This window comes from Psychrobacter communis, assembly GCF_014836505.1.
Lineage (GTDB): Bacteria > Pseudomonadota > Gammaproteobacteria > Pseudomonadales > Moraxellaceae > Psychrobacter > Psychrobacter faecalis.
In genome coordinates this window covers 47,809-69,914 of sequence record NZ_JACSQR010000002.1, presented here as the reverse complement: position 1 = coordinate 69,914, position 22,106 = coordinate 47,809, and the positions used below count along the sequence as shown (strand labels likewise).

Sequence of the window (22,106 nt, the reverse complement as noted above, 5' to 3'; positions counted from 1 at the left end):
TTTGAGGGATTTATGAAAGACGCAGCAAGCTATCAACAAAGAAGTAAAACACTTAACGTCTTGAGCATTGCAGGCGTTGCATTGACCTTGGGTCTTGCGGGCTGTAGCAATAACGAAAAGACAGAAACGACTGCTAATGCAGAAGGCACGCCAGCTGCCGCAGAAGGACAAAACATCGAACTGCTAAACGTCTCTTATGATGTGGCACGTGATTTTTATAAAGACTACAACCCATTATTCGTTGAGCACTATAAAAGCGAGAATCCTAACAGCAATATCTTAATCAAGCAATCGCACGGCGGCTCAAGTAAGCAAGCCCTGTCGGTGGCTAATGGTTTACAAGCCGATGTGGCGACCATGAACCAAGGCTCTGATATCGAATTACTTGAGCAAAAAGGCTTGGTTGAGGCTGATTGGGAAAGCAAATTCCCAGACAACGCCGTACCTTTCACCAGTACCATCGTATTTTTGGTGCGTAAAGACAATCCAAAAGGCATTAATGATTGGCAAGACTTGACCAAAGAAGGCGTTGAGATTGTCATGGCCAACCCAAAAGTCACGGGTAATGGTCGTTATGCCTTTTTAGGCGCTTATGGTTATGGTTTGCATGCCTTTAATAAAGATGAAACTAAGGCCAAAAACTACGTCAAAGACATGCTGAAAAACGTCAAAGTCTATGAGAATGGCGGACGTGCAGCGACGACGACGTTTGTTCAGCGCGGTATCGGTGATGTCTTGGTCACCTTTGAAAACGAAGCCAACTTGGCTGCCAAAGATTTTGGTGCAGGGCAAGTCGATATTGTTTATCCAAAATACTCTATCAAGTCTGAAAGCCCAGTCGCTGTTGTGAAAACCGTGACTGACAAAAAGGGCACCACCGATGCGGCAAAAGCCTATCTTGATTACTTATGGAGCGAGCCTGCACAGCAATTGGCAGCTAACTTATATCTTCGCCCAAGCGTGAAGAGTGTGCTTGATAAAAACAGCGATAAGTTGCCACCTATCGATACTTTCCGTCCAAACGATGCCTTTGGTACGTGGGATGAAATCATGAGCACTTACTTTAGCGATGGCGGCGTGTTCGATCAGTTAGCCATTAATGCACCAAAGTAAGCCGCTAGTACGCTGACTGATTGTGCTATTTAGAAATTTTCTTAAATAGCATTTAAACCGTCAGTTTTACCGTAACGTCCAAGCACCTAAAGGACATGGCTACCCACGCTATGTCCTTTATCGCTTACACAGACCCATAATAAATACATTAAATACATCTGATAGCACGTGGTGCTTACAAGCAGCAAATAAGCGCCAGCAGTTAGGCAATAGGACATCACTATGAGTGCAACAACTTCTCCTGCCAGCAAACCCATCAAGAAAGGGTGGCTGACGCGCTTGCGTCAACGCAATGTGCTACCAGGGTTTGGGCTAAGCATGGGCATCACCGTCTTTAGCTTATCGTTACTGGTGGTGCTACCGTTTGCCATGATGGCCTATACCACGACACAAATGGGCTGGACGGGTTTTTGGGAAACCATTACTCAGCCGCAAGTCACTGCTGCTATCAAACTCAGTTTATGGATGTCGTTTTTGGCGATGCTAACCAACATGGTGTTTGGTACGCTGGTCGCTTGGGTGCTGGTGCGCTATGAATTTTGGGGTAAGTCGCTGATTAATGCCTTGGTTGATTTGCCATTTGCACTACCGACAGCGGTTACCGGTATCTCGCTTGCGACTCTTTATGCACCCAATGGTTTAATCGGCCAGTGGTTTGCCAAATTTGACATCCAAGTCGCCTTTACGCCACTCGGTATTTGGCTCGCTTTAGTGGTCGTCAGCTTTCCGTTTATCGTCCGTGCGGTGCAGCCAGTGCTTGCAGAATTGTCCGTTGAATTCGAAGAAGCGGCGGCGGTATTGGGTGCCAATCGTTTAACGACCTTTCGTAAGGTAATTTTGCCAGAGCTATTGCCGGCTTTACTGATGGGCGCGGGTATGATGTTTGCCCGTGCCACTGGCGAGTATGGCTCGGTGATTTTTATTGCTGGTAATATTCCGATGCAGTCTGAGATTTTACCTTTAATCATTATTAGTAAGCTTGAGCAGTTTGATGTGCAAGGCGCATCCGCTGTCGCACTTTTTATGCTACTGATTTCGTTTGTAATTTTATTGACCATTAACATCGTACAGTGGAAGCTGTCGCGCCGCGTAGGAGCCCGCTAATGCAAATTTCTAATAGCTACGACTACCAAAGCAACCCAGCGACTAAAGACACGCCATGGATACGCCGTACCTTTATCACCATCGCGGTGTTATTTATGGTCATCATGTTGGTCGTGCCACTGTTCGCGGTCTTTTATGAAGCCTTTAAAAATGGTTGGCAGTTGTACATTGCCTCACTGGTCGACCCTGAAGCCTTACAAGCGATTAAATTAACCTTGATTACTGCGGCGATTGTATTGCCGATTAATATGGTGATGGGTATTGCAATTGCTTGGCTCGTGACCCGTTATCAATTTAAAGGTAAGCAGCTGGTGACGACATTGCTTGATTTACCGTTTTCGGTGTCGCCGGTGGTTGCAGGTTTGATGTTTGTGCTGTTGTTCGGGCTGAACTCTACCATTGGTGGCTGGCTTGAAAGCATGGGCTTTCAGGTGATTTATGCCGTACCAGGGATTATTTTAGCGACGTTATTTGTGACCTTTCCGTTTGTCGCCCGTGAGCTGATACCTTTGATGCAGACGCAAGGTGATAGCGAGGAGCAAGCAGCATTGACGCTAGGTGCGACAGGTTGGCAGACCTTTTGGCATGTGACGCTACCAAATATCAAATGGGCGCTGCTGTATGGTTTGATTTTGACCAATGCACGGGCAATGGGCGAGTTTGGCGCAGTCAGCGTAGTCTCCGGTCATATCCGCGGTGAAACCAATACCATGCCGCTATTGGTTGAGATTGCTTATAACGATTATAACTTTACTGCGGCCTTTGCCTTATCGAGCTTACTTGCTGCCTTGGCACTGGTAACGCTGCTAATACAACAAGTGATGACTAAGCTGCAAGAGCGCAAATTTGCCAAGTCTGAGCGTTTAGTTAGTGCGCCTGAATTGCCAGTGAGTGCCAATGCTAGCAATGCATCAAATGCTAAAGACGCTAAAGATGCAACCTTAGCAGAAAGCAGCGGTCGTCTATAAGCGTTATTCTATACATTAAGCATCGTAAAACCACTTGCCATGTTAAGCCAAAAATATAATAAGAGAACCCATTATGAGCATCGAGATTCGTAACGTTAATAAAAAATTCGGTAATTTTACCGCCTTAGATGATATCAATATTACTGTACCAACAGGCAAGTTGACGACGTTGCTTGGTCCTTCAGGCTGCGGTAAAACCACCTTGCTACGTATCATTGCTGGTCTTGAGTATGCAGACTCTGGGCAGATATTATTTGATGAGCTCGATGTCACCAATACACCAGTGCAAAAGCGCCATATTGGTTTTATGTTTCAGCACTATGCGTTATTTCGCCACAAAAACATCGCCGATAATGTCGGCTTTGGCTTAACCTTGCTACCGAAGAATGAGCGCCCAAGTAAAGCGGATATCAATAAGCGCGTTGCTGAATTGCTAGACCTAGTACAGTTGCCGCAAGTTGCCAATGCTTATCCGCATCAATTATCAGGTGGTCAGCGTCAGCGTATCGCGCTGGCACGAGCCTTGGCAGTAAAGCCAAAACTATTATTACTCGATGAGCCGTTTGGCGCGCTAGATGCCAAAGTCCGTAAAGAGCTGCGCACTTGGCTAAAAAATATCCACCACGAGCTGGGTATTACGAGCATTATGGTAACCCACGACCAAGAAGAGGCGCGGGCGGTATCGGATGAGATTGTGGTGATGAATCAGGGCCGCGTCGAGCAGGTAGGGACGTCAGAGGAGCTGATTCACCAGCCAGCAAACGCCTTTGTCAGTGATTTTTTAGATCTAGTCTAATTTAGGCTTGAAGGCGTATTTATATTAAGGGCGTATTTTAAAACAACGCTTAAAAACAAAAAAGACCTATCAATGATAGGTCTTTTTTATGTGCTCAATTATTTGTCATTAGACTTTCTCAATCTGCTTTTTTTGACATTAAGCAGGCTTTGGCATATTGATGTCTTTAGTTGATATTTGCTTATAGGTGATTTCTAAAATATCTTGGCACCATTTTGGCAAATCATCAGACACCTCGTACCACATCCACGTCCCATCACGAACACAGCTTAAAATGCCCAGTTTTTTCAAATGATTTAAGTGACGCGAGATGGTCGGCTGCGGCTGATCGAGTATTTCTACCAATTCACCAACACAGCGCGACTCTTTATTAAATAAGATTTGAAAAATTTTTAAGCGCGTTGGGTCAGACAAGACTTTAAATAACTCAAGCGGCTGTATCGTAGAATTATTATTAGACATAGAACAATTCCAATATAGATTTAGTTAATAGGGGGTCAATATAACAGCAGTTAACGGTAAAAACGATTAAAAAATGAGCAGATTTACAGTTCGTCGCCATTTTACTACCTTTGGTACTTTGTGGTTACACCTAAGACTGTATTCAGTTACATGGATAAAGTTAGGGTAATATATCTTTTAGCTGTACCTAATATGACGGATAAATATACCAAATACTATTGTAAATGGTAATAATTATCGTTATTATAAAGCATAATTAGCTAGATATTCATAGTAGGAGCCGCACATGTACGTATGTATCTGTAACGACGTCAAAGACAAACAAATCAAAGCTGCCATTGCTTCAGGCATTGACACATTAGAGGGGTTAAAAGACACCCTTGATGTAGCGACGTGCTGTGGCTGCTGCGAACCTATGGTCAACGACTTTCTTGACGAACATCATACCAAGCTTGATGCGTTGGCCTACGCAGTTTAAGTATTTACCTGTTTCCACTTCTATTGCCAATCCGTTCAAATCCCGTTTCTGCTTTCCCTCTATCTGTAGTGTTTTAGCCGCCAATTCGCCTTTATCCGCGTTCAAATCATCTTTTTATGGTTATTTATGGTTAAAAGCCATCACCATGAAAGACGATAAGTAACCCAAAAGGCGAGTGCGGCTATCCTTTATCTCTGTTTGCCTTCATAAATCACCTATTAAGATTACTCGCTAAACGCTATCGGTGTAAGCGAGTTAATTATAATTCTCAATTAGCATCTTATTCTTAGTTCATATCGTTACAAGCGCTACGGCGTGCCTATGCTACTATATCTATCTAACTTTGTAAGACGTTTGATGGGTTTTAGTCTTTACTGATTGGTTTACGAATGGTACTTTAACTATATTTATAGTTGTGAATGTATTAGTAGCCAAATAAAAACATAGGAGTATGAGTCATGATAGGCAGCCAAAAGGTCATTGATTATTTAAATTTTTTATTAGGTGGCGAGCTTGCGGCTCGTGATCAGTACTTCATTCATTCTGAGATGTATGCAGAATGGCATTACGGTAAATTATACGACCGTATCCACCATGAGATGCAAGATGAAACGCAGCACGCGCAGGCGATTATCCGTCGTATCTTGATGTTAAGCGGTACGCCGAAGATGCGCGTCAATGAGATTAATATTGGCGCAACGGTACCTGAAATGCTGCAATTGGACCTGGACTTAGAATATCAAGTACAGCAGCATCTAAAAGACGGTATTGCGCTTTGTGAAGCAGAGCACGACTATGTGACGCGTGAGATGTTGGTTGAGCAGCTCAAAGACACCGAAGAAGATCATGCCCATTGGTTAGAGCAGCAGCTGCGCCTGATTGATATGGTTGGTCTGCCCAATTATTTACAAAGCCAGATGGCGGAAGTGTCTCCTGATATTGTTTAGTGTTTTATATATTAAGCAGTTTTCACGAATATTAAATTGATAAATGAATAAGCAGGACAGGGAGAACAGCATGAAAGGGGATAAAGAAGTTATTCGCGCACTCAATCAAGTGCTCGGTCAGTCATTAATCGCCATCAATCAGTATTTTTTGCACGCCCGTATTGCCCGTCATTGGGGTTTAGAGGCATTAAACGAAAATTTCTATAAGCAATCTATTGCAGAGATGAAATGGTCGGATGATCTTATTGCGCGTATTTTATTGTTAGGCGGTCTGCCAAACCTGCAAGATTACGGCAAAATGTTCATCGCAGAAGATGTGCCTGAAATGATTGACTGCAACTTGCGCTTAGAAAAGCAGAAGTTCTCTATCATCACTGATGCAATTACCTTGTGCGAGAGCAAGCATGACTATGTCTCGCGTCATTTATTGGTTATCCTAAAAGATGGCAATGAAGAGTATCAAGACTGGCTTGAAACCCAAGAGGACTTGATTAAAGACGTTGGCATTGAAAATTATATTCAGTCACAAATGGATGATGACCACACGCCTTAAAGTTATAAGAATTGCCGTTACTTGCCAGCGTAACCTAAGATAAGTTTTAGATTAACTAATTTTAGGTTACGCTGGCGTTTTTATGTTTAATGTTTTAACTTAATACAAGCCGCGACCGTCTTCAGGTTTGAGGCGTAAAAAGTATAAACCTGAAAGGATGGTTAATATACCCAGTATCCAATAGGTGGTCTGAAAGGCGACCAAGGTATCAAGCTCGAAGCGTTCCCGCAGTAGATTCAAGACCGCCGCCCCAAAGACGATACCAAAGCTAATCGCTAATTGCTGATTGACCGCCATTAAGCTGTTACCGCTACTGGTCTGCGCGCCCTCTAAGTCGCCGATAGTAATAGTATTCATGGCACTAAACTGCATGGAGTTACAGGCACCCATAACGGTCAAAATAGGGATAAACCAAATCCAATTTGCCGCATCATTAAACTGTGCTAAGACAATAATAAGCAGGCCTATCAAAAAGGTATTGACCACCAACACCTTGCGGTAGCTAAAACGCTGAATAATTTTACTGACCCAAGGCTTGATACCGATTGCACCAACGGCAATAGGTGCAAGCAGCCAACCCGCTTGTGACGGTGAGTATTCAAACACCACCTGTAGTAATAGCGGCAATAAAAAAGGCACGGCGCTGATGCCTAAACGGGTGAATAAGTTGCCAGTAATACCGATACGAAAAGTGCGAATATCAAATAAACTTAGTGGAAATAATGGCGCTGCACGGCGTTTGGCATGCCACACATACGCGCCTATCAAGATACTAGCGCCGAGTGCGAGTAGCAAACCGTAAAACCCACGCCCAGTCTGTGAGCCAAACTCGACCGCCAAAGTAAATCCGCAAGCGGCGGCAGCAAATAAAGCAAAACCCGTCCAGTCTAAACGCTTGGTGTCCTCAAACAAAGCAGGTACCAGCTTTTTACCCATGATAAAACCAAATATACCCATCGGGATATTGATGAGAAATATCCAATGCCAGCTGGTATATTGCACGATATAACCGCCCAATACTGGTCCAACTAGGGGCGCGATTAACGCGGGTATCACCGCAAAGTTCATCACGGTTAACAGCTTATTACGTGGATAGGACTTGACCAATATGAGACGCGCCACAGGGGTCATCATCGCGCCGCCAATACCTTGGATGACGCGCGAACCAATCAATAAATTCAACGTTGGGGAGGCGGCACACAATAGTGAGCCGATACAAAAGATGATTACAGCATATAAAAACACCCGCCGCGTGCCATATTTATCAGCCAAAAAGCCGCTTATAGGAATAAAAATCGCCAAGGTTAGCGCATAGCTAATAACCGCCCACTGCATTTTTAATGGTGACTCGCCAAGGGCTTGCGCCATTTGCGGCAAAGAGGTGTTTAAGATGGTAGCATCTAAAATCTGCATAAATAGCGCCACCGCCAAGACATAGGGTAGGTATTTATCTTGCGTTGGGGTTAGGGTTACCATATTGTCATCACCATGTCTTTTGACCTCATCTTTTGACTTCTGTTGTTAAGCCTATCTCTAAAAAGCTGTTAAGTTGGGCTAGTATAAAAATAACCGCCTATGAGTTAAAGAGTAGCAAAGTAACGGTGTAAGCTCATTCATAAGAAGTGTGTTCTCAAACGCTTTGATACTCGTGCTCGTTACTTTTAAAAATGGGTTACAAGACAGGGCTTTAACTAAAGATTTGCTATAGTAGAATTATCATATAGGACGACGTGAGACTAATATAAATCTTTTGCCGCCTCAGTCTCGCTTTGGCTCTGTTTTATACAACAAAAAAAATAGGAATTATTATGAGTAGTGACAATCATCAATCAAACAATGACGAAAATAATGACACTCAAAACAACCATACCAAAGCCTATACGCCGCCTAAAGTATGGAAAAACGACAGCGAAAATGGTGGTAAGTTCGCCAGTATCAATCGCCCAACAGCTGGCGCGCGCCATGAGCAAAAATTACCGGTCGGCGATGCACCTTTACAGCTGTATTCACTAAATACCCCGAATGGCGTCAAGGTAAATATCTTGTTAGAGGAGCTTGCCGAGCTGAATGTTAAAGGCGCTGAGTACGACGCCTACAAAATAGATATCTCTGCGGGCGATCAATTTGGCTCAGGGTTTGTCGCTATCAACCCCAATTCTAAAATCCCGGCGCTGGTTGATTATACTGATGCTTTAAATGATAAAAATGCTGGCGAGCCTATTGCGCTTTTTGAGTCGGGGGCTATTTTATTATATTTAGCGGAAAAGTTTGGCAAATTTATCCCAATGCAGCAAGGTAAAGCGCGCGCAGATTGTCTGTCTTGGCTGATGTGGCAGATGGGTAGTGCGCCGTTTTTAGGTGGCGGTTTTGGGCATTTCTACGCCTATGCGCCCGAACCGCTAGAGTATCCTATCAATCGCTATACGATGGAGACCAAACGCCAGCTTGATGTGCTAGATAAGCACCTCAAAGACCACGAGTATATGTGCGGTAATGATGAGGCGGACTATAATATCGCTGATATGATTATCTGGGCGTGGTACGGTCAGCTGGTGCTTGGCAAGCTTTATGATGCGGCAGAATTTTTACAAGTAGATGATTACAAAAACATCAAACGTTGGGCACAAAAAATCGCCGACCGTCCAGCGGTAAAACGCGCCGTAGAGTTAGAATTAAAGCCTATTGTTTAAAGGTTTAACTTTATCAGTTTATATTTAAATAGTCGTAGCAAAACATAAGTTTTCATAAAAAGCTTAATAAGCCATTGCTTGTTAACCTTTTGCTTTTCTAATATTCGTTATTCCAAATATATTTATCGATATATCGCTTTTTGACTATACTTTCGTCTTTACATAATGGTACATTAGTATAACAGATAGAAACATTAGTACGTTAAGATAGCAGCCACCGCCTTCTTGGGCAGGTGTTGATATTTCTTCTATTAATGAGTAATGACTATGAAGAATAATAAAACTCAGCCTATACTACTACCTCTATTCAACGAGATGGTTTTTCTACCTTTACCATTCACTCGTCAATCCCATCGCGCATGTAGTCTGCTAACAGACAATGCTCCTAGCAAAAACAACCCGCATAGAAAAAACATTTCGATAAAAATAAAAAAGTTGCCTTTATTCATGACAAAAAAAATGATACTACCGTTATTTGCTGCCCTTAGCGCCGCTTTATTGAGTTCAGTGACGCAGGCTGCCACGCCTGTAAGCTTTAGTAATCAAGATTGGGAAGTCGCTTGCGACAATACGCGTACTTGCCGGCTGGCAGGTTACCAAGCGGAGAATAATAGCGATTTACCTGTGTCTTTACTATTGGTACGCCGCGCAGGAGCAAACGCTACCGTCGATGGCAAAGTAAAGCTTGGCGGCGCTAAAGAAAGCTCTGCTAAAGCGCTGATGCAGCTTGGTAATCGCCATCGTATCTCACTGTTTATTAATGATAGAGATTATGGAGAAACCAAGCCTTACTCAGTAGCCGCAGGTCATGCCGAGCTAACCTCAGCGCAGGTGAGCGCGCTGCTTGATGCCTTGACCAAATCAAGCAAAATTGAGCTAGTGATTCGCAATACGCGCTGGCAGTTATCGGATAAAGGGGCCAGTGCAGTGATGCTCAAAGCCGACGAAGCTCAAGGCCGGGTAGGGACCTCAAGCGCTTTTATTAGCAATAACACCAGTAAATCTAATAGTGGCATCTTATCGCCGCAAGCCGCTCCTTCACTACGACTGGTCACTCCTAATCCTAACGCCCTCTCTAGTAGTAAGAAAAAATTTGCCATGCGCTCATCGCAGTTGGCAGAGATGATGAAAACCACTATGAAAGATGTCAACACTGAATGTCCAAACTTAGCGGATAAGACAGCGTGGCGCGTCAGCCGTTTAAACAGTAAGCAGCTGCTCGCCCAGCATGATTGTTGGACGGGCGCTTATAACACGGGTACGGGTGTTTGGGTATTCAATGACACTAAGCCTTATAAGCCGAGCTTGGTGACGACAAGCGCGACCGATTATGGCGATGGTAAAATAACCTCGGTGCAAAAAGGCCGCGGGCTTGGCGACTGTTTAGCCAAAAGTGAATGGGTATGGACAGGCAGAGCGTTTGAGAAAAGTCATGAAAGCACCACAGGTATGTGCCGGCTGATAGAGGCGGGCGGCGCTTGGCAATTGCCAACCTATGTGACGGAAGTGAAAATGTCGCGTTAATAGCGCGTATGTTAGAAATTATTACATTAAAGATAAAAGCGTTCAAGCGGCTGTATTAAAGACTGGCGCAGCGGTTTTTAAGCCTAAATTGTTTGAGATATGACCTATTTTTATCATAAACAGAAAAATAGGTACTGTTTGCGCTAATGTTGTGCTATACTGCGTCGCCACGTTAGCATAGACTAGCGTGAATTATGAGATTGATAACATCGCCTGCGATTTTGGGTCTAGGATGACCATAAGTAATTGTTGCCGATGATTTTGTGTACTTAAATAACCTTTTCTATTAATAGTGAAAAATCCGTTATTTTTGACTCATATCTTATCTACTGACCGCTATATCGGTTAGATTGGTTGTTACCAGCCTTTATCTGCTTTGGACAAAGCATTGATAATGCGCTTTTAGCAAACAAGGATAAGACACTCGGCACTACCACCAAAATACGTCAGACAGCACGAACGCCTTTATAATATTGACAAGCTTTATGGCTTGGCTTTTGATTGTTAAGCCTTTTTAAGGTGAGACAATAATTTTATAAATGCGTCGTGATGAACGGTTATCAGTGGTATGCATCAAGCTTGCTGAATTTACAGCAGCTTATACTTACCAAGGATTACTATGACTGACATCTTATCTGCTATCGCCGCTGAAAACGGCATCATCGACAGCACTGATACCCCAAACACAACTGCAACTGCTGATACCAATAATCAAGCGGCTACTACTGACGCTGCTGAAGAAAATAAAATCACTTTTAGCGACCTTGATATTGCCAAGCCGATTTTGACCGCGCTTGACCGCGTTGGCTATACCAACCCAACACCTATTCAAGAACAAGCCATTCCTTTTGCTCTAGCGGGTCGCGACTTATTATTGTCAGCGCAAACCGGTAGTGGTAAAACTGCGGCATTTGTTATCCCAGTACTTGACCGTTTAAGCCGTGCCACTAGCTTTGACAAATTAACCAAAGCCCTTATCTTAACGCCAACGCGTGAGCTTGCTCAGCAAGTACATGACAGCGTTCGTACCTATTCAAAAGACATGCGCGGTCTGTTCTGTGTGCCATTAGTCGGCGGCGCACCGTACAACGGTCAGATTACTGCGCTAAGAAAAGGCGTTCAAGTGATTGTTGCGACGCCTGGTCGTTTACTTGACCATATCAAAGCCGGTCGCGTTGATTTATCAAACCTTGAAGTGTTGGTACTTGACGAAGCTGACCGTATGCTAGACATGGGTTTTGCTGATGATATCAACGATATCTTGAAAGCGGCACCTGATAATCGTCAAACGATTATGTGTTCAGCGACTTGGGATGGCCCTGTTGGCAAGATTGCGGCGAGCTTCACCAAAAATCCTGAGCGCGTTTCAATCAAAGTTGAATCGGCGCATATCGAAGAAAAAGTATACTACTGTGATGATTTTGATCACAAAAACCGTTTGCTTGATAAAGTTGTTTGTGACAAAGATATGGAACAAATCATTATCTTTGCAGCGACCAAACGTAGTACAGAAAAATTGGCCAAACAGCTGCAAGAAGCTGGTCATAAAGCCAGTTTCCTACATGGCGATTTGCCGCAGAGCAAGCGTAACCGTATCGTACAAGACTTACGTAATGGCAAGGTTAAAATCCTAGTAGCGACCGACGTTGCTGCTCGCGGTCTTGATGTACCAGCGATCTCACACGTTATTAACTATGACTTGCCACGTCAAACTGAAGATTACGTCCACCGTATCGGTCGTTGTGGCCGTGCTGGTCGTACTGGTATTGCTATCAGCTTATGTAGCATGGATGATCGTCCACAGCTAAACGCTATCAATCGTTACTTAGATCGCAAAATGGAAGTCTGTGTCATCGAAGGTATGGAACCTAAGAAGACTTATGTACCGAGCGAAAACAAAGGTAATGGTCGTGGCCGTGGTCGCGGACGCTCTAACGGCGGTGGTCAAGGTCGTGGTCGTTCAGCAGGCGGTTATGCAGGTCGTTCAAACGGCGGCGGCAATGGTCAAGGCCGTGGTCGCTCAAGCGACAGCGCGCCGACTGGTCAACGCGCCAGCAATGACAGCGGTTATCAAGGCAAGCCAAGTGAGCGCTCAGGTGGCAAACCCTATCAAGGCAAACGCACAGGCGCGCCTAGCCGTGGTGACGGTACCAGCGCACCACGCGGCGATCGCGCTGCAACCGGTCGCGGTCGTCCAAGTGGCAGCCAAGGTCGCCCAGCGAATCGCTCTGACAGCCGTGGTCAAGGTCGTCCAACAGGCGGCAACCGTGGTAGAAACTCGTAATAACGTTATAATGAATGGTTAATAATGGCTTAAATAAATGTCATTATTAATCATATAGCGTCATATTAAAAAGCCAGATACTTGTTATCTGGCTTTTTTGTGCGTCAAAATACTTGTATGTTTCACTAATAAAAAGTCAACAATGCTATATCGTTGCTTGCGCGTCTTTTTCGCCTTGTCTATACTGACAGGCTTTTAATCATCGTGTGCTGCGGAGCTGTCTGATGCCCGATATTTCTCATTTAGCCATTGGTAATCTGCCGTTAGCCTTTGGCATTATCATGGCCATTATTGGTTTGGTGTTTTATACCCAAGGGCTGCCTGGTAAGTTTTGGCGCCGCTTTTATGCCGTACTGCCGGGTATTGTCTTGTGCTGCTTTATTCCTGCAACCCTAAATAGCTTGGGTGTCTTTGCTGATGGTATTGGTTCACAGATTTATGGCTTTACCGCCACCTATCTGTTGCCAGCCAGTTTGCTATTGATGACCTTGTCGATGGATGTGCCAAAAATATTAGGTTTAGGCTGGAAAGCCATTGCGATGTTTTTTGCGGCTAGTATTGCCATTGTTATTAGTGGGCCGATTAGCTTAGGTATTGCCAAATGGATTTCGCCTGAGATGTTCAACGACGATACCTTATGGCGCGGGTTTTCAGCGGTCGCGGGTAGCTGGATTGGCGGGGCAGCAAACCAAGCGGCGATGAAAGAGCTGTTTGGCGTCAGTGATGATTTATTTGGCATGATGATTTTGGTCGATACCACCAATGCTTCATTATGGCTATTGGCGATTTTGGTTATGGCCAAGCACAGCGCGAAGATAGATAAGTTTTTACGGGCGGATAGCAGTAGTATTGATAAAGTGATTGCCGCGGTGGAAAGCTATGAGCGAGACCATGCGCGTCCTGCTACTATCAATGATTTGATGGTGATGTTTGGCTTGTGTTTTGCCATGGTCGGGGTGGCGCATTTCGCAGGCGGGCATATAGCAGGCTTCTTTGCGCCTTATAGTTGGGCAGTACAATATAGCTTTGCCAGCTCGTTCTTTTGGATGGTGGTGATTATCACCTTAATAGGGGTGGTGTTTTCCTTTACCAAAATCCGCCGTCTTGACCATGTTGGCGCCTCCAAAATCGGTACGGTGTTTATCTTTGTCTTAATCGCCGCTATCGGCATGCAAATCAATCTAGCGGGCATTGTCTCGCAGTGGCGCTTACTACTCATTGGTCTACTATGGATGAGTATTCACGTTGTGATTGTTTTTGCGGTTGCTAGAATGATTCGTGCGCCATTCTTCTTTTTGGCAGTTGGCTCGAATGCCAATACCGGCGGCGCGTCATCAGCACCGATTGTCGCTACAGCATTTCATCCGTCACTGGCTCCAGTTGGCGTATTCTTGGGTATTTTAGGTTATGCCGTGGGCACTTTTGGTGGTTATATCAGTACCCAGATGATGCGGCTGGTGGTGGGGTGATAGCACCTAACTAAATGCTGGCGTGTTTTGTGGGCGCATCTGCTTAGCCAAAATATCGCCTCTAAGGTGATGCCATTTGCCTTACTGGTGCCCGTGTTTGGGGTGGCGACTTCAGTGTTGTTTACAGGAGAGGTGGTCACATGGTGGAAGATGCTAGCGATGGTGCTTATCTTATCTGGGCTGGTATTGGCTAATATAAAGATAGGACTATGGAGAAAGGCGGTTCGTACCTAGTATTGAATAACGTATACAATTGGAGTTAGTAAGAATAGACAAAAAGAGCAGTGCCGCACATATGAGGCATTGCTCTTTTTTTATGCTAAACGCTTTATATCGCACTATGATAACCGTAAAAACAGGCTGCTTATCGTTACATCTGTACACTCACAGTCAAAAACTCTGCACACACAGTCCATCTATTTGACCAAAACCTCGCTATAGTGAAAAAGCTTGATCATTAGGATAGATGATAAGCCAGATAAAGCGCGCGCTGAAGGATAAGGATAAATGGTCATATAGATCGGTATATTCTTTTATTTCGCCTATATAAATGCGCTTGTTCTGACCCAAATTTCTCGACAAGGAGTCTTTCATGAGCAACGCTCACCCCTCTATAGATCCTATTACCTTGTCTGTCGTACGTGGCGCCCTAGAAACGGCGCAGCGTGAGATGACAACCACCTTAGAAAAAACCGCCCGTTCGAGTGTCTTTAACTTAGCTCATGACTATAGTAATGCGCTGTTTGATCATCTGCCTGAGATGATTTTGCAAGGGCAAGACATTCCCATTCATTTAGGCTCACTGATGCCCGCCATGAAAGCCGTCGCCGAATATTATGGTGATGACATTCATGAAGGCGATGTGATTTATCATAACGATCCTGTGATGATGGGCAGCCATATCCTAGATTGCTGTATGTATAAGCCGGTGTTTTATAAAGGTGAGCTGGTCTTTTGGACGGTCTGCAAAGGTCATGTCACTGATATCGGTGGCCCTGTGCCAGCCGGCTATAACCCTGATGCCAAAGAGATATATGCCGAAGGCTTACGCATTCCGCCCATTAAGCTTTGGGAAAAAGGCGTCAAACGCCATGATGTGATTAATTTGCTGCACAGCAATATGCGCTCGCGCCGTAATCAAGAAGGCGATCTCAATGCTCAGTACGGCGCGTGCGCCGTCGGCGAGCGTAATATGATTGCGCTGCTAGACAAATACGGTGTTGAGACGGTACGTGGAGCGATTGAAGAGCTAAAGAGCATGGCTGACCATCATATGCGCTCGTTAATCTCGTCTATCCCAGATGGCGATTATCATGGCGAGGCGGTATTAGAAGACTCAGGTCATGGCTTGGGTGATATGACCATCAGCGCCGACATTGTCATCAAAGACAGTGATGTACATATTAAAATCACCAGTCCGCCGCAAGTCCCTTATTTTATCAACTCTTATGCTGGTAACTCGATGTCAGGAGTATTGCTTGGGCTAATGATGTTTGCCCAAGTAGAGCCGCCGTATAACGAAGGCTTATACCGCTGTGTGACCGTTGATTTGGGTGAGCATGGCACTTTATGTAATGCCAAAGAACCGGCGCCGCACGTCAACTGTACGACCACGCCGATGGAAACCTTAACCGATGCGGTACGTATGGCATTTGAAGCAGCGGCACCTGAGCGTGTTACCGCCTCTTGGGGGCATTCTTCAGGGATTAATATCGCTGGGATTGACCCAAAAACTGGCGAGCAATACGTCACCATGATTTTGGCGTCTATTATTTCAGGCGCAGGTGCTACACAACAAATGGATGGCTGGCATGCTTGTGGACCATTAAGCTGCTTTGGGGCGTTAAGCTCGGGAGATATTGAGCTGTTAGAGTACCAGTATCCTATCTTAATCCATAAGTATGGCTTGGCAGAAGACAGCGGCGGCGCAGGCGAGTACCGCGGCGGCTGTGGTACGGTTTGGGAAGTTGAACCATTAGACCATACTATGACGGTTATTGCCTTTGGCGAAGGTCGTCAGCATCCTACTATGGGCGCTGGCGGCGCGGAACAAATCTCACCTGAGCTAAAAGTTGGGCGTCTAGAGATACTACATAAAGACGGGCAAACGGACTTATATAGAAAAAACACTGTTACGGAAATCACGCCGGGTGAACGCGCGCGCAATATCAATCCGGGTGGCGGCGGCTACGGCAGCTCATTTGATCGCGATATTCAAGCGGTCATCAAGGATGTAAAAGAAAGAATTATCTCAATTGCTGCGGCAAAGATTGAATACGGCGTGGTACTTGACCCAGAAACTCTGGCGCTCAATGAAGCTGAGACTGAGTACTTACGCCGCCAGATAACCGCATAAAACACACATTGAACTTTCATGATTGAGTTAAGGATGACTTATGAACAACGATTTTCGTATTGGCGTTGATGCTGGCGGGACTTTTACAGATTTTGTCTTGGCAGAAAAAACCGGTGATATTCATCTGTTTAAAGCACCATCAACCCCAGAGGATGGCACCCTAGCCATTGCCAATGGTCTCCAGCAAATTGCCAACAAATTTAACCGTCCTATCGAGGACATCATTCAAACCTGTGACTTGTGTATTAATGGTACGACCGTCGCCCTAAATGCGCTGATTCAGATGACAGGTGTGAAAGTAGGCTTGCTATGTACCAAAGGACATGAAGACAGTATCGAGATACGCTTAGGGCACAAAGAAGAAGGGCACCGCTACGATGCCAGTTACCCGCCAGCGCCGCAGATTGCCACGCGTGACCGCCGCTTTCCTATCCGTGGTCGTATCTTGGCAGACGGCAGCGAACACGAGCCGTTAAATGAGCAAGATATCCTCGATGCGATTGAAGTGTTAAAACAGCAAGACGTGCAAGCGGTTGCCATCTCTTTTGTGTGGTCTATCCGTAATACCGAGCACGAACAACGTGCCAAAGAGTTGATTGAGCAGCATATGCCGGGGGTGTTTGTCTGCTGCGGTAGTGAAGTATATCCGCAGATTAAGGAATATACGCGTACCTCAACGACACTGGTTAATGCCTATTTAAGCCCGGTTATGGCGTCTTATGTACATAAGATTGATGATTACTTTAAGGCACTCGGCGCTGAGCAGCCGGTCCGTTACTTTCAGTCGAATGGCGGGCTTGCGGTCGGTAACATCATGCGTGAACGCGCGGTTAATGCCATAAATTCAGGACCGGCATCAGCACCGCAAGCAGGACTGTATATTGCTAGCGCCTTTGGCATTGATAACATTATCACCGTTGATATGGGCGGGACGTCTTTTGATATCACGATGGCCAAATCTGGTCGAACGAGCCTAAACCGTGATATTGATTTTTTACGCAATCGTATTGGCGTGCCGATGATTCATGTTGAAACGCTGGGCGCGGGCGGCGGCTCTATTGGTCATGTAAATAACTTTGGGATGCTCGAGGTCGGTCCACAAAGTGCTGGCGCGACCCCAGGTCCTGCGTCTTATGGTAAAGGCGGTGAGTTGCCAACGGTGACCGATGCTAATCTGGTGTTAGGTTACCTTGAGCCCGATGCCGTGCTAGGCGGATGCGTGACTTTGGATAAAGACAAAGCGCTGCAAGCGGTGCAAAAACACATCGCCGATCCATTAAAAATTGACTTGGCACATGCCGCCTTTGGTATCAGTGCCATCGTCAACCAGAATATGGCAAACGGTATCCGCCGTATTACCATTGAAAAAGGCTATGACCCTCGCGACTTTGCGCTTATTTGTGCCGGCGGCGCAGGTGGCATGCATATTGTCGATTTGGCCGAAGAGATGGGGATTGGTACTATTTTGATACCAAAGATTGCCTCTTGTCTTTGCGCCTTTGGTCAAATCATCTCTGATATTAAATATAACTATCTGGCCACGCAGATGATGATTATTGCGCCAGATTCAGAGCTACAGTCGCTTAATGCTACCTTACACGAGCTAGAAAGCCTAGGCGTACAAAAGCTGTTAGAAGATGGCTTTGCAGAAGATGATATCATCATCGAGCGTACCATGGAGATGCGCTACGTCGGGCAGGTGCATGAGTGTAATGTGCTGATACCCAATGGCAAGCTTGATGTCGATAGCGTGCAAACGATTTTGGAAGCCTTCCATCACCGTCATAAAGAGCTTTATACTTATGATGAGTGTGACAACAAGGTCGAGCTGGTCAATATCGAAGTCGCTGTCATCGGTAAAATCAGTAAGCCCAAGCTACCAGAGCTTGCTAAGCAACAAGGTGATGTCAGTCAAGCGCAAGTAGGTAGCCGTGAGATGATCATGGATCAAGAATACGAATGGATTGATACGCCTATCTATAATGGTGAAGAGTTTGGGGCAGGGGCAATGATTGCAGGGCCGGCGCTTATTCAAGAACCAACCACCACGATTGTGATTAAAAAAGGCTGGCAAGCAGAATTGCATGAGACGGGCACTTATAAGCTGACCAAAGCCGCTTAGCTTGCTGTTTTTATCGTTATCGCTTTCTAGTTTTCCCATCAGGCATTAACCTCATTTAATGCCTGATTTTATTTTTGATATCGTATTTAGTACGCATCATATTTAGAAATCCAGTCGTCATACAGGTATGATATAAAGGAGAACGACATTTTATTAGCTGGCATGATACCTAAATGCCTATCAATTTTGTGATAGCTATTTTTACACACAGAGTATTCAAGGATGAATGCAAAATTAACCCCTTCCTTATGGTTACCTTCAACGCCTCCTATAAGCACGGCACAAACATTAGACGCGTTTGATTGGAAGCGCACCATCAATGACACCTATTTTGATCTCAATGTCAGCTTTCGCCAGCCAAGTCAGTTTTCTGGTTACTTGCAACACGCCAAGCTTTTGGATATTGGGGTATCGCATTATCATGCCAATACCGTCCATTATAAGCGCAGCTTAGCAAGCAATCAGTCTAGTCACGGCAATAGTAATAACCGTAGCGACGACAGTATTTTAATCACCTTTCCTGTGACCGGTAGCGTCCGTTTTGCGCAAAAAAACCGCCAATTAACCTCAAACCCAGGTCAGTTTTTTATTGAATTATCAAACTTACCTTATGAGTTTTATCACCTGCAAGAAGTATCGTTATATGTGATTAAGGTGCCTTTAGCGCTATTAAGCCCGCAAATGGGCACCATAGAGCGGCAGTTTGCCCGTAGCCTGTCTATTGATGAAGGGGCTGGCAGGTTGCTGGTTTTTCAAATCAGACAGATATTAGAGCTGATTCAACAACATAGATTGGCGGCTTTAGAGATTAAAATCCTAGAGCAGCAGCTGCTTAACCTTATTATATTGGCATTGAGCGCCCCGAAAGAGGTGATGATGAGTAGCAGCTCGTCCATACAGTCGGTACATCTAAAGCGCATCGAGCATTACGTCCATCTGCACCTAGAAAGCTCTACTTTAACCCCAGCGATGGTCGCTGCTGCTTGTCATATATCGGTCAGATACTTGCATAAGCTATTTGCTGAGTTGCCCTATAGTTTTTCGGAATGGGTAAAAGAACTGCGCTTAAAGCAAGCCAATCATATTTTAAAAACCAAAAGCTACGTAACCATCGATGAAGTGGCGCATAGAGTCGGTTATAGCGACCAAGGTTACTTTGCTCGTATTTATAAGCAGCATTTCGGTTATACGCCACGAGATACTCCAAGCATCGGCACAGGCACAGGCACAGGCACAGGCACAGAATAGTCATTGTTATGTACTCTATCATGCAGTCGCTGTATGATTTACCTATTAAGAATAATAAGCACAGCGTAAGCATTTTATTGGGATTAGGATTGGGGGAGAGCTGAGATGATTAACGTTATGAATGATGACGTGGCAAAGGTAGAGATATATGAAAGCGCTGATGGAAAGGCACAGGTAGACGTTCGCTTTGAGCAAGAGACTGTCTGGCTTACGCAAGCACAAATGTCTGAGCTGTTTGGTCGTGACCAATCAGTGATTTCGCGTCATATTGCCAATGCTATAAACGATGAAGAAATTGCTGAAAAAAGCAATATGCAAAAAATGCATATTGCAAATTCTGATCGCCCTGTGACGTTTTATGACTTAGATGTGGTTATCTCAGTAGGCTATCGCATCAAGTCCCCTCAAGGTGTGCAGTTTAGACGCTGGGCAACGCAGCGCTTACGTGAATACTTGGTCCAAGGCTACACACTCAATCATGAGCGCTTTGATAAAAATTCAAGCGAGCTACAACAAGCGTTAAATTTAATTCGAAAAACCGCGCAAAGTCCCGAGCTGAAAACCGATGAAGGTCGCGGCTTGGTTGAGATTATCAGCCGTTATACACAGACATTCTTATGGTTACAGCGCTATGATGAAGGCTTGCTTGACGATCCCGCAGGGCAAGAGGGCGGTATCTTACCCAGTCCAACTGAGGCAATGGCAGCGCTGACGGATTTGAAAGCACAGCTGATAGATAGAGGTGAGGCGACTGAGCTATTTGCCAAGCCTCGCAGTGATGGCTTGGACAGTGTGCTGGGTAATTTAGAGCAGACGGTGTTTGGCGCGCCTGCATACCCGACCATCGAGAGTAAAGCGGCGCATCTGCTGTACTTTATGGTCAAAAATCATCCTTTTACCGATGGCAATAAACGCAGCGGCGCTTTTTTGTTTGTAGATTTTCTGCATCGGAATAATCGACTGCTCAATGATAAAGGTGACATGGTCATCAATAACACCGGGCTTGCTGCTTTAACCTTGTTGGTTGCCGAGTCTGACCCCAACCAAAAAGAAACCTTGATTAAATTGATTATGAATATGTTGTCGTTAGAATCTTGATAAACAGGTTTATTGTCAGCACGATTTAACCCCTTAAAACGCATAACACCAATAATAAAAAGCACAATCTAACGCCAAAATTAAAGGAAACTCACTATGTTTAGCATCATAAAAGACTGGCGCGAGCAGCGCATATTAGACAACAGCGAGTTTACCCATGCTGACTGGCTGCAAGCGGCTAAGCGTATTGTGATACTTGATAGGCTAGATGAGGATGAGCTAATACGTCTGTTTGAGCTGGCGACGTTATTTTTGGCGGATAAGTCGATTACTGGCGCACAGGGTTTTGAGATTACCGACGCGGTCAAGCAATCTATCGCCTTACAAGCTTGCCTGCCTATTTTAAACCTAAACCTTGAGTGGTACGCTGGCTGGTCGGCCATTATTATTTATCCAGGTTCTTATAAAAGCGAAATCACCACTGTCGATGAGTTGGGGATTGTCCATGAGGGCAGTCAGCACCGTAGCGGAGAAGCGTGGCTGCGCGGGCCTGTCATTCTGTCATGGAAGGATGCCAAACACTCAGGCGAGCGCGATGGTCACAACGTGGTCATTCATGAGTTTGTGCATAAGCTTGATATGCTAAATGGTCGTGCCAATGGCTTTCCGCCGCTGCAACCTGATATGGATCCGGCGCACTGGACCAAGATTATGAGCCGAGACTTTGAGGATTTTCAAAGCCATCATAAATCAGGTCTCGACCGTTATGGCGCGACCAATCCAGCGGAGTTCTTCGCGGTACTCAGTGAAGTATTTTTTGAGACGCCGCAAAAGCTGATTGAGGCTTATCCTGATATTTACGACATAATGGTGAAGTTTTTTCGCCAAACGCCGCTCTAATCAAAAGTGAATATATAGCAATAAAAGCAAATAAAAAGGGCAGTGTATTGATTT

At 45.1% G+C, this 22,106-nt stretch carries 19 protein-coding genes; 17 read left to right on the top strand and 2 right to left on the bottom strand.

The genetic code is table 11. The features are described 5' to 3' along the window. The first annotated feature begins 12 nt into the window (after positions 1 to 12). The 4 genes from H9653_RS01275 to H9653_RS01260 all read left to right on the top strand — a co-directional run bounded on the left by H9653_RS01275 (position 13) and on the right by H9653_RS01260 (position 3,981). Positions 13 to 1,113: a sulfate ABC transporter substrate-binding protein gene (locus H9653_RS01275; protein ID WP_191689852.1), complete on the top strand. Its 1,101-nt coding sequence runs from the start codon at positions 13 to 15 to the stop codon at positions 1,111 to 1,113. A 222-nt stretch (positions 1,114 to 1,335) separates the two neighbouring features. After that, positions 1,336 to 2,217 carry a sulfate ABC transporter permease subunit CysT gene (gene cysT / locus H9653_RS01270; protein ID WP_068405497.1) on the top strand — a complete coding sequence of 294 codons (882 nt, stop codon included), beginning with the start codon at positions 1,336 to 1,338 and terminating at the stop codon, positions 2,215 to 2,217. Continuing rightward, positions 2,217 to 3,185: a sulfate ABC transporter permease subunit CysW gene (gene cysW, locus H9653_RS01265; protein ID WP_191689850.1), complete on the top strand. Its 969-nt coding sequence runs from the start codon at positions 2,217 to 2,219 to the stop codon at positions 3,183 to 3,185. Before cysT ends, cysW begins: the two co-directional genes overlap by 1 nt. Before the next feature lie 73 nt (positions 3,186 to 3,258). After that, positions 3,259 to 3,981, top strand: coding sequence for a sulfate/molybdate ABC transporter ATP-binding protein (locus H9653_RS01260; protein ID WP_082894303.1), 723 nt, complete (start codon positions 3,259 to 3,261; stop codon positions 3,979 to 3,981). 138 nt (positions 3,982 to 4,119) lie between these two features. Here the strand turns inward: H9653_RS01260 and H9653_RS01255 are convergent, their stop codons facing one another. Next, entirely contained in the window at positions 4,120 to 4,443 is a 324-nt protein-coding gene (locus H9653_RS01255; RefSeq protein ID WP_144296175.1) for an ArsR/SmtB family transcription factor, read from the bottom strand. Between the two features lie 286 nt (positions 4,444 to 4,729). Here H9653_RS01255 and H9653_RS01250 point away from each other — a divergent pair, with 286 nt between their 5' ends. From H9653_RS01250 to bfr (H9653_RS01240), 3 genes are all read left to right on the top strand, one after another. Further along, positions 4,730 to 4,921, top strand: coding sequence for a (2Fe-2S)-binding protein (locus tag H9653_RS01250; protein WP_191689848.1), 192 nt, complete (start codon positions 4,730 to 4,732; stop codon positions 4,919 to 4,921). Positions 4,922 to 5,379: 458 nt separating this feature from the next. Further along, positions 5,380 to 5,868, top strand: a complete 489-nt coding sequence (gene bfr / locus H9653_RS01245) for a bacterioferritin (RefSeq protein WP_068405485.1) — start codon at positions 5,380 to 5,382, stop codon at positions 5,866 to 5,868. A 70-nt stretch (positions 5,869 to 5,938) separates the two neighbouring features. Further along, positions 5,939 to 6,421: a bacterioferritin gene (gene bfr / locus H9653_RS01240; RefSeq protein WP_102076432.1), complete on the top strand. Its 483-nt coding sequence runs from the start codon at positions 5,939 to 5,941 to the stop codon at positions 6,419 to 6,421. 99 nt (positions 6,422 to 6,520) lie between these two features. On the opposite strand, the gene H9653_RS01235 is transcribed toward bfr (H9653_RS01240), so the two are convergent. After that, positions 6,521 to 7,897, bottom strand: a complete 1,377-nt coding sequence (locus H9653_RS01235) for a DHA2 family efflux MFS transporter permease subunit (protein WP_191689846.1) — start codon at positions 7,895 to 7,897, stop codon at positions 6,521 to 6,523. Positions 7,898 to 8,229: 332 nt separating this feature from the next. On the opposite strand from H9653_RS01235, the gene yghU reads away from it, so the two are divergent. The 10 genes from yghU (at position 8,230) to H9653_RS01185 (ending at position 22,052) form a co-directional block, all read left to right on the top strand. Continuing rightward, positions 8,230 to 9,111, top strand: coding sequence for a glutathione-dependent disulfide-bond oxidoreductase (gene yghU, locus H9653_RS01230; protein ID WP_191689844.1), 882 nt, complete (start codon positions 8,230 to 8,232; stop codon positions 9,109 to 9,111). 447 nt (positions 9,112 to 9,558) lie between these two features. After that, a complete protein-coding gene (locus H9653_RS01225; protein ID WP_225211548.1) occupies positions 9,559 to 10,635 on the top strand; it encodes a DUF1176 domain-containing protein in 1,077 nt (358 codons plus the stop codon). Between the two features lie 619 nt (positions 10,636 to 11,254). Further along, positions 11,255 to 12,919 (top strand): DEAD/DEAH box helicase, encoded by a 1,665-nt coding sequence (locus H9653_RS01220; protein ID WP_191689842.1) that lies wholly within the window; start codon positions 11,255 to 11,257, stop codon positions 12,917 to 12,919. 224 nt (positions 12,920 to 13,143) lie between these two features. Next, positions 13,144 to 14,388: a DUF819 family protein gene (locus tag H9653_RS01215; RefSeq protein WP_191689840.1), complete on the top strand. Its 1,245-nt coding sequence runs from the start codon at positions 13,144 to 13,146 to the stop codon at positions 14,386 to 14,388. Positions 14,389 to 14,415: 27 nt separating this feature from the next. Then, the gene (locus tag H9653_RS01210) at positions 14,416 to 14,622 is read left to right on the top strand and encodes an EamA family transporter (protein ID WP_225211547.1); all 207 of its coding nucleotides are present in this window, start codon (positions 14,416 to 14,418) and stop codon (positions 14,620 to 14,622) included. A gap of 358 nt (positions 14,623 to 14,980) precedes the next feature. After that, positions 14,981 to 16,744 (top strand): caprolactamase subunit beta, encoded by a 1,764-nt coding sequence (capB, locus tag H9653_RS01205; protein WP_191689838.1) that lies wholly within the window; start codon positions 14,981 to 14,983, stop codon positions 16,742 to 16,744. Between the two features lie 40 nt (positions 16,745 to 16,784). Next, entirely contained in the window at positions 16,785 to 18,866 is a 2,082-nt protein-coding gene (capA, locus tag H9653_RS01200; RefSeq protein WP_191689836.1) for a caprolactamase subunit alpha, read from the top strand. A 222-nt stretch (positions 18,867 to 19,088) separates the two neighbouring features. Then, a complete protein-coding gene (locus tag H9653_RS01195; RefSeq protein WP_191689834.1) occupies positions 19,089 to 20,114 on the top strand; it encodes a helix-turn-helix transcriptional regulator in 1,026 nt (341 codons plus the stop codon). Between the two features lie 105 nt (positions 20,115 to 20,219). Beyond that, on the top strand, positions 20,220 to 21,212 hold the full coding sequence (gene rhuM, locus H9653_RS01190; RefSeq protein ID WP_225211546.1) for a RhuM family protein: 993 nt from the start codon (positions 20,220 to 20,222) through the stop codon (positions 21,210 to 21,212). A gap of 96 nt (positions 21,213 to 21,308) precedes the next feature. Beyond that, positions 21,309 to 22,052: a M90 family metallopeptidase gene (locus tag H9653_RS01185; RefSeq protein ID WP_191689832.1), complete on the top strand. Its 744-nt coding sequence runs from the start codon at positions 21,309 to 21,311 to the stop codon at positions 22,050 to 22,052. Positions 22,053 to 22,106 lie beyond the last annotated feature (54 nt).

Coding starts and splice junctions, on each gene's coding strand:
- H9653_RS01275 (WP_191689852.1), top strand. CDS start 13: ATGAAAGACGCAGCAAGCTATCAACAAAGAAGTAAAACACTTAACGTC.
- cysT (WP_068405497.1), top strand. CDS start 1,336: ATGAGTGCAACAACTTCTCCTGCCAGCAAACCCATCAAGAAAGGGTGG.
- cysW (WP_191689850.1), top strand. CDS start 2,217: ATGCAAATTTCTAATAGCTACGACTACCAAAGCAACCCAGCGACTAAA.
- H9653_RS01260 (WP_082894303.1), top strand. CDS start 3,259: ATGAGCATCGAGATTCGTAACGTTAATAAAAAATTCGGTAATTTTACC.
- H9653_RS01255 (WP_144296175.1), bottom strand. CDS start 4,443: ATGTCTAATAATAATTCTACGATACAGCCGCTTGAGTTATTTAAAGTC.
- H9653_RS01250 (WP_191689848.1), top strand. CDS start 4,730: ATGTACGTATGTATCTGTAACGACGTCAAAGACAAACAAATCAAAGCT.
- bfr (WP_068405485.1), top strand. CDS start 5,380: ATGATAGGCAGCCAAAAGGTCATTGATTATTTAAATTTTTTATTAGGT.
- bfr (WP_102076432.1), top strand. CDS start 5,939: ATGAAAGGGGATAAAGAAGTTATTCGCGCACTCAATCAAGTGCTCGGT.
- H9653_RS01235 (WP_191689846.1), bottom strand. CDS start 7,897: ATGGTAACCCTAACCCCAACGCAAGATAAATACCTACCCTATGTCTTG.
- yghU (WP_191689844.1), top strand. CDS start 8,230: ATGAGTAGTGACAATCATCAATCAAACAATGACGAAAATAATGACACT.
- H9653_RS01225 (WP_225211548.1), top strand. CDS start 9,559: ATGACAAAAAAAATGATACTACCGTTATTTGCTGCCCTTAGCGCCGCT.
- H9653_RS01220 (WP_191689842.1), top strand. CDS start 11,255: ATGACTGACATCTTATCTGCTATCGCCGCTGAAAACGGCATCATCGAC.
- H9653_RS01215 (WP_191689840.1), top strand. CDS start 13,144: ATGCCCGATATTTCTCATTTAGCCATTGGTAATCTGCCGTTAGCCTTT.
- capB (WP_191689838.1), top strand. CDS start 14,981: ATGAGCAACGCTCACCCCTCTATAGATCCTATTACCTTGTCTGTCGTA.
- capA (WP_191689836.1), top strand. CDS start 16,785: ATGAACAACGATTTTCGTATTGGCGTTGATGCTGGCGGGACTTTTACA.
- H9653_RS01195 (WP_191689834.1), top strand. CDS start 19,089: ATGAATGCAAAATTAACCCCTTCCTTATGGTTACCTTCAACGCCTCCT.
- rhuM (WP_225211546.1), top strand. CDS start 20,220: ATGATTAACGTTATGAATGATGACGTGGCAAAGGTAGAGATATATGAA.
- H9653_RS01185 (WP_191689832.1), top strand. CDS start 21,309: ATGTTTAGCATCATAAAAGACTGGCGCGAGCAGCGCATATTAGACAAC.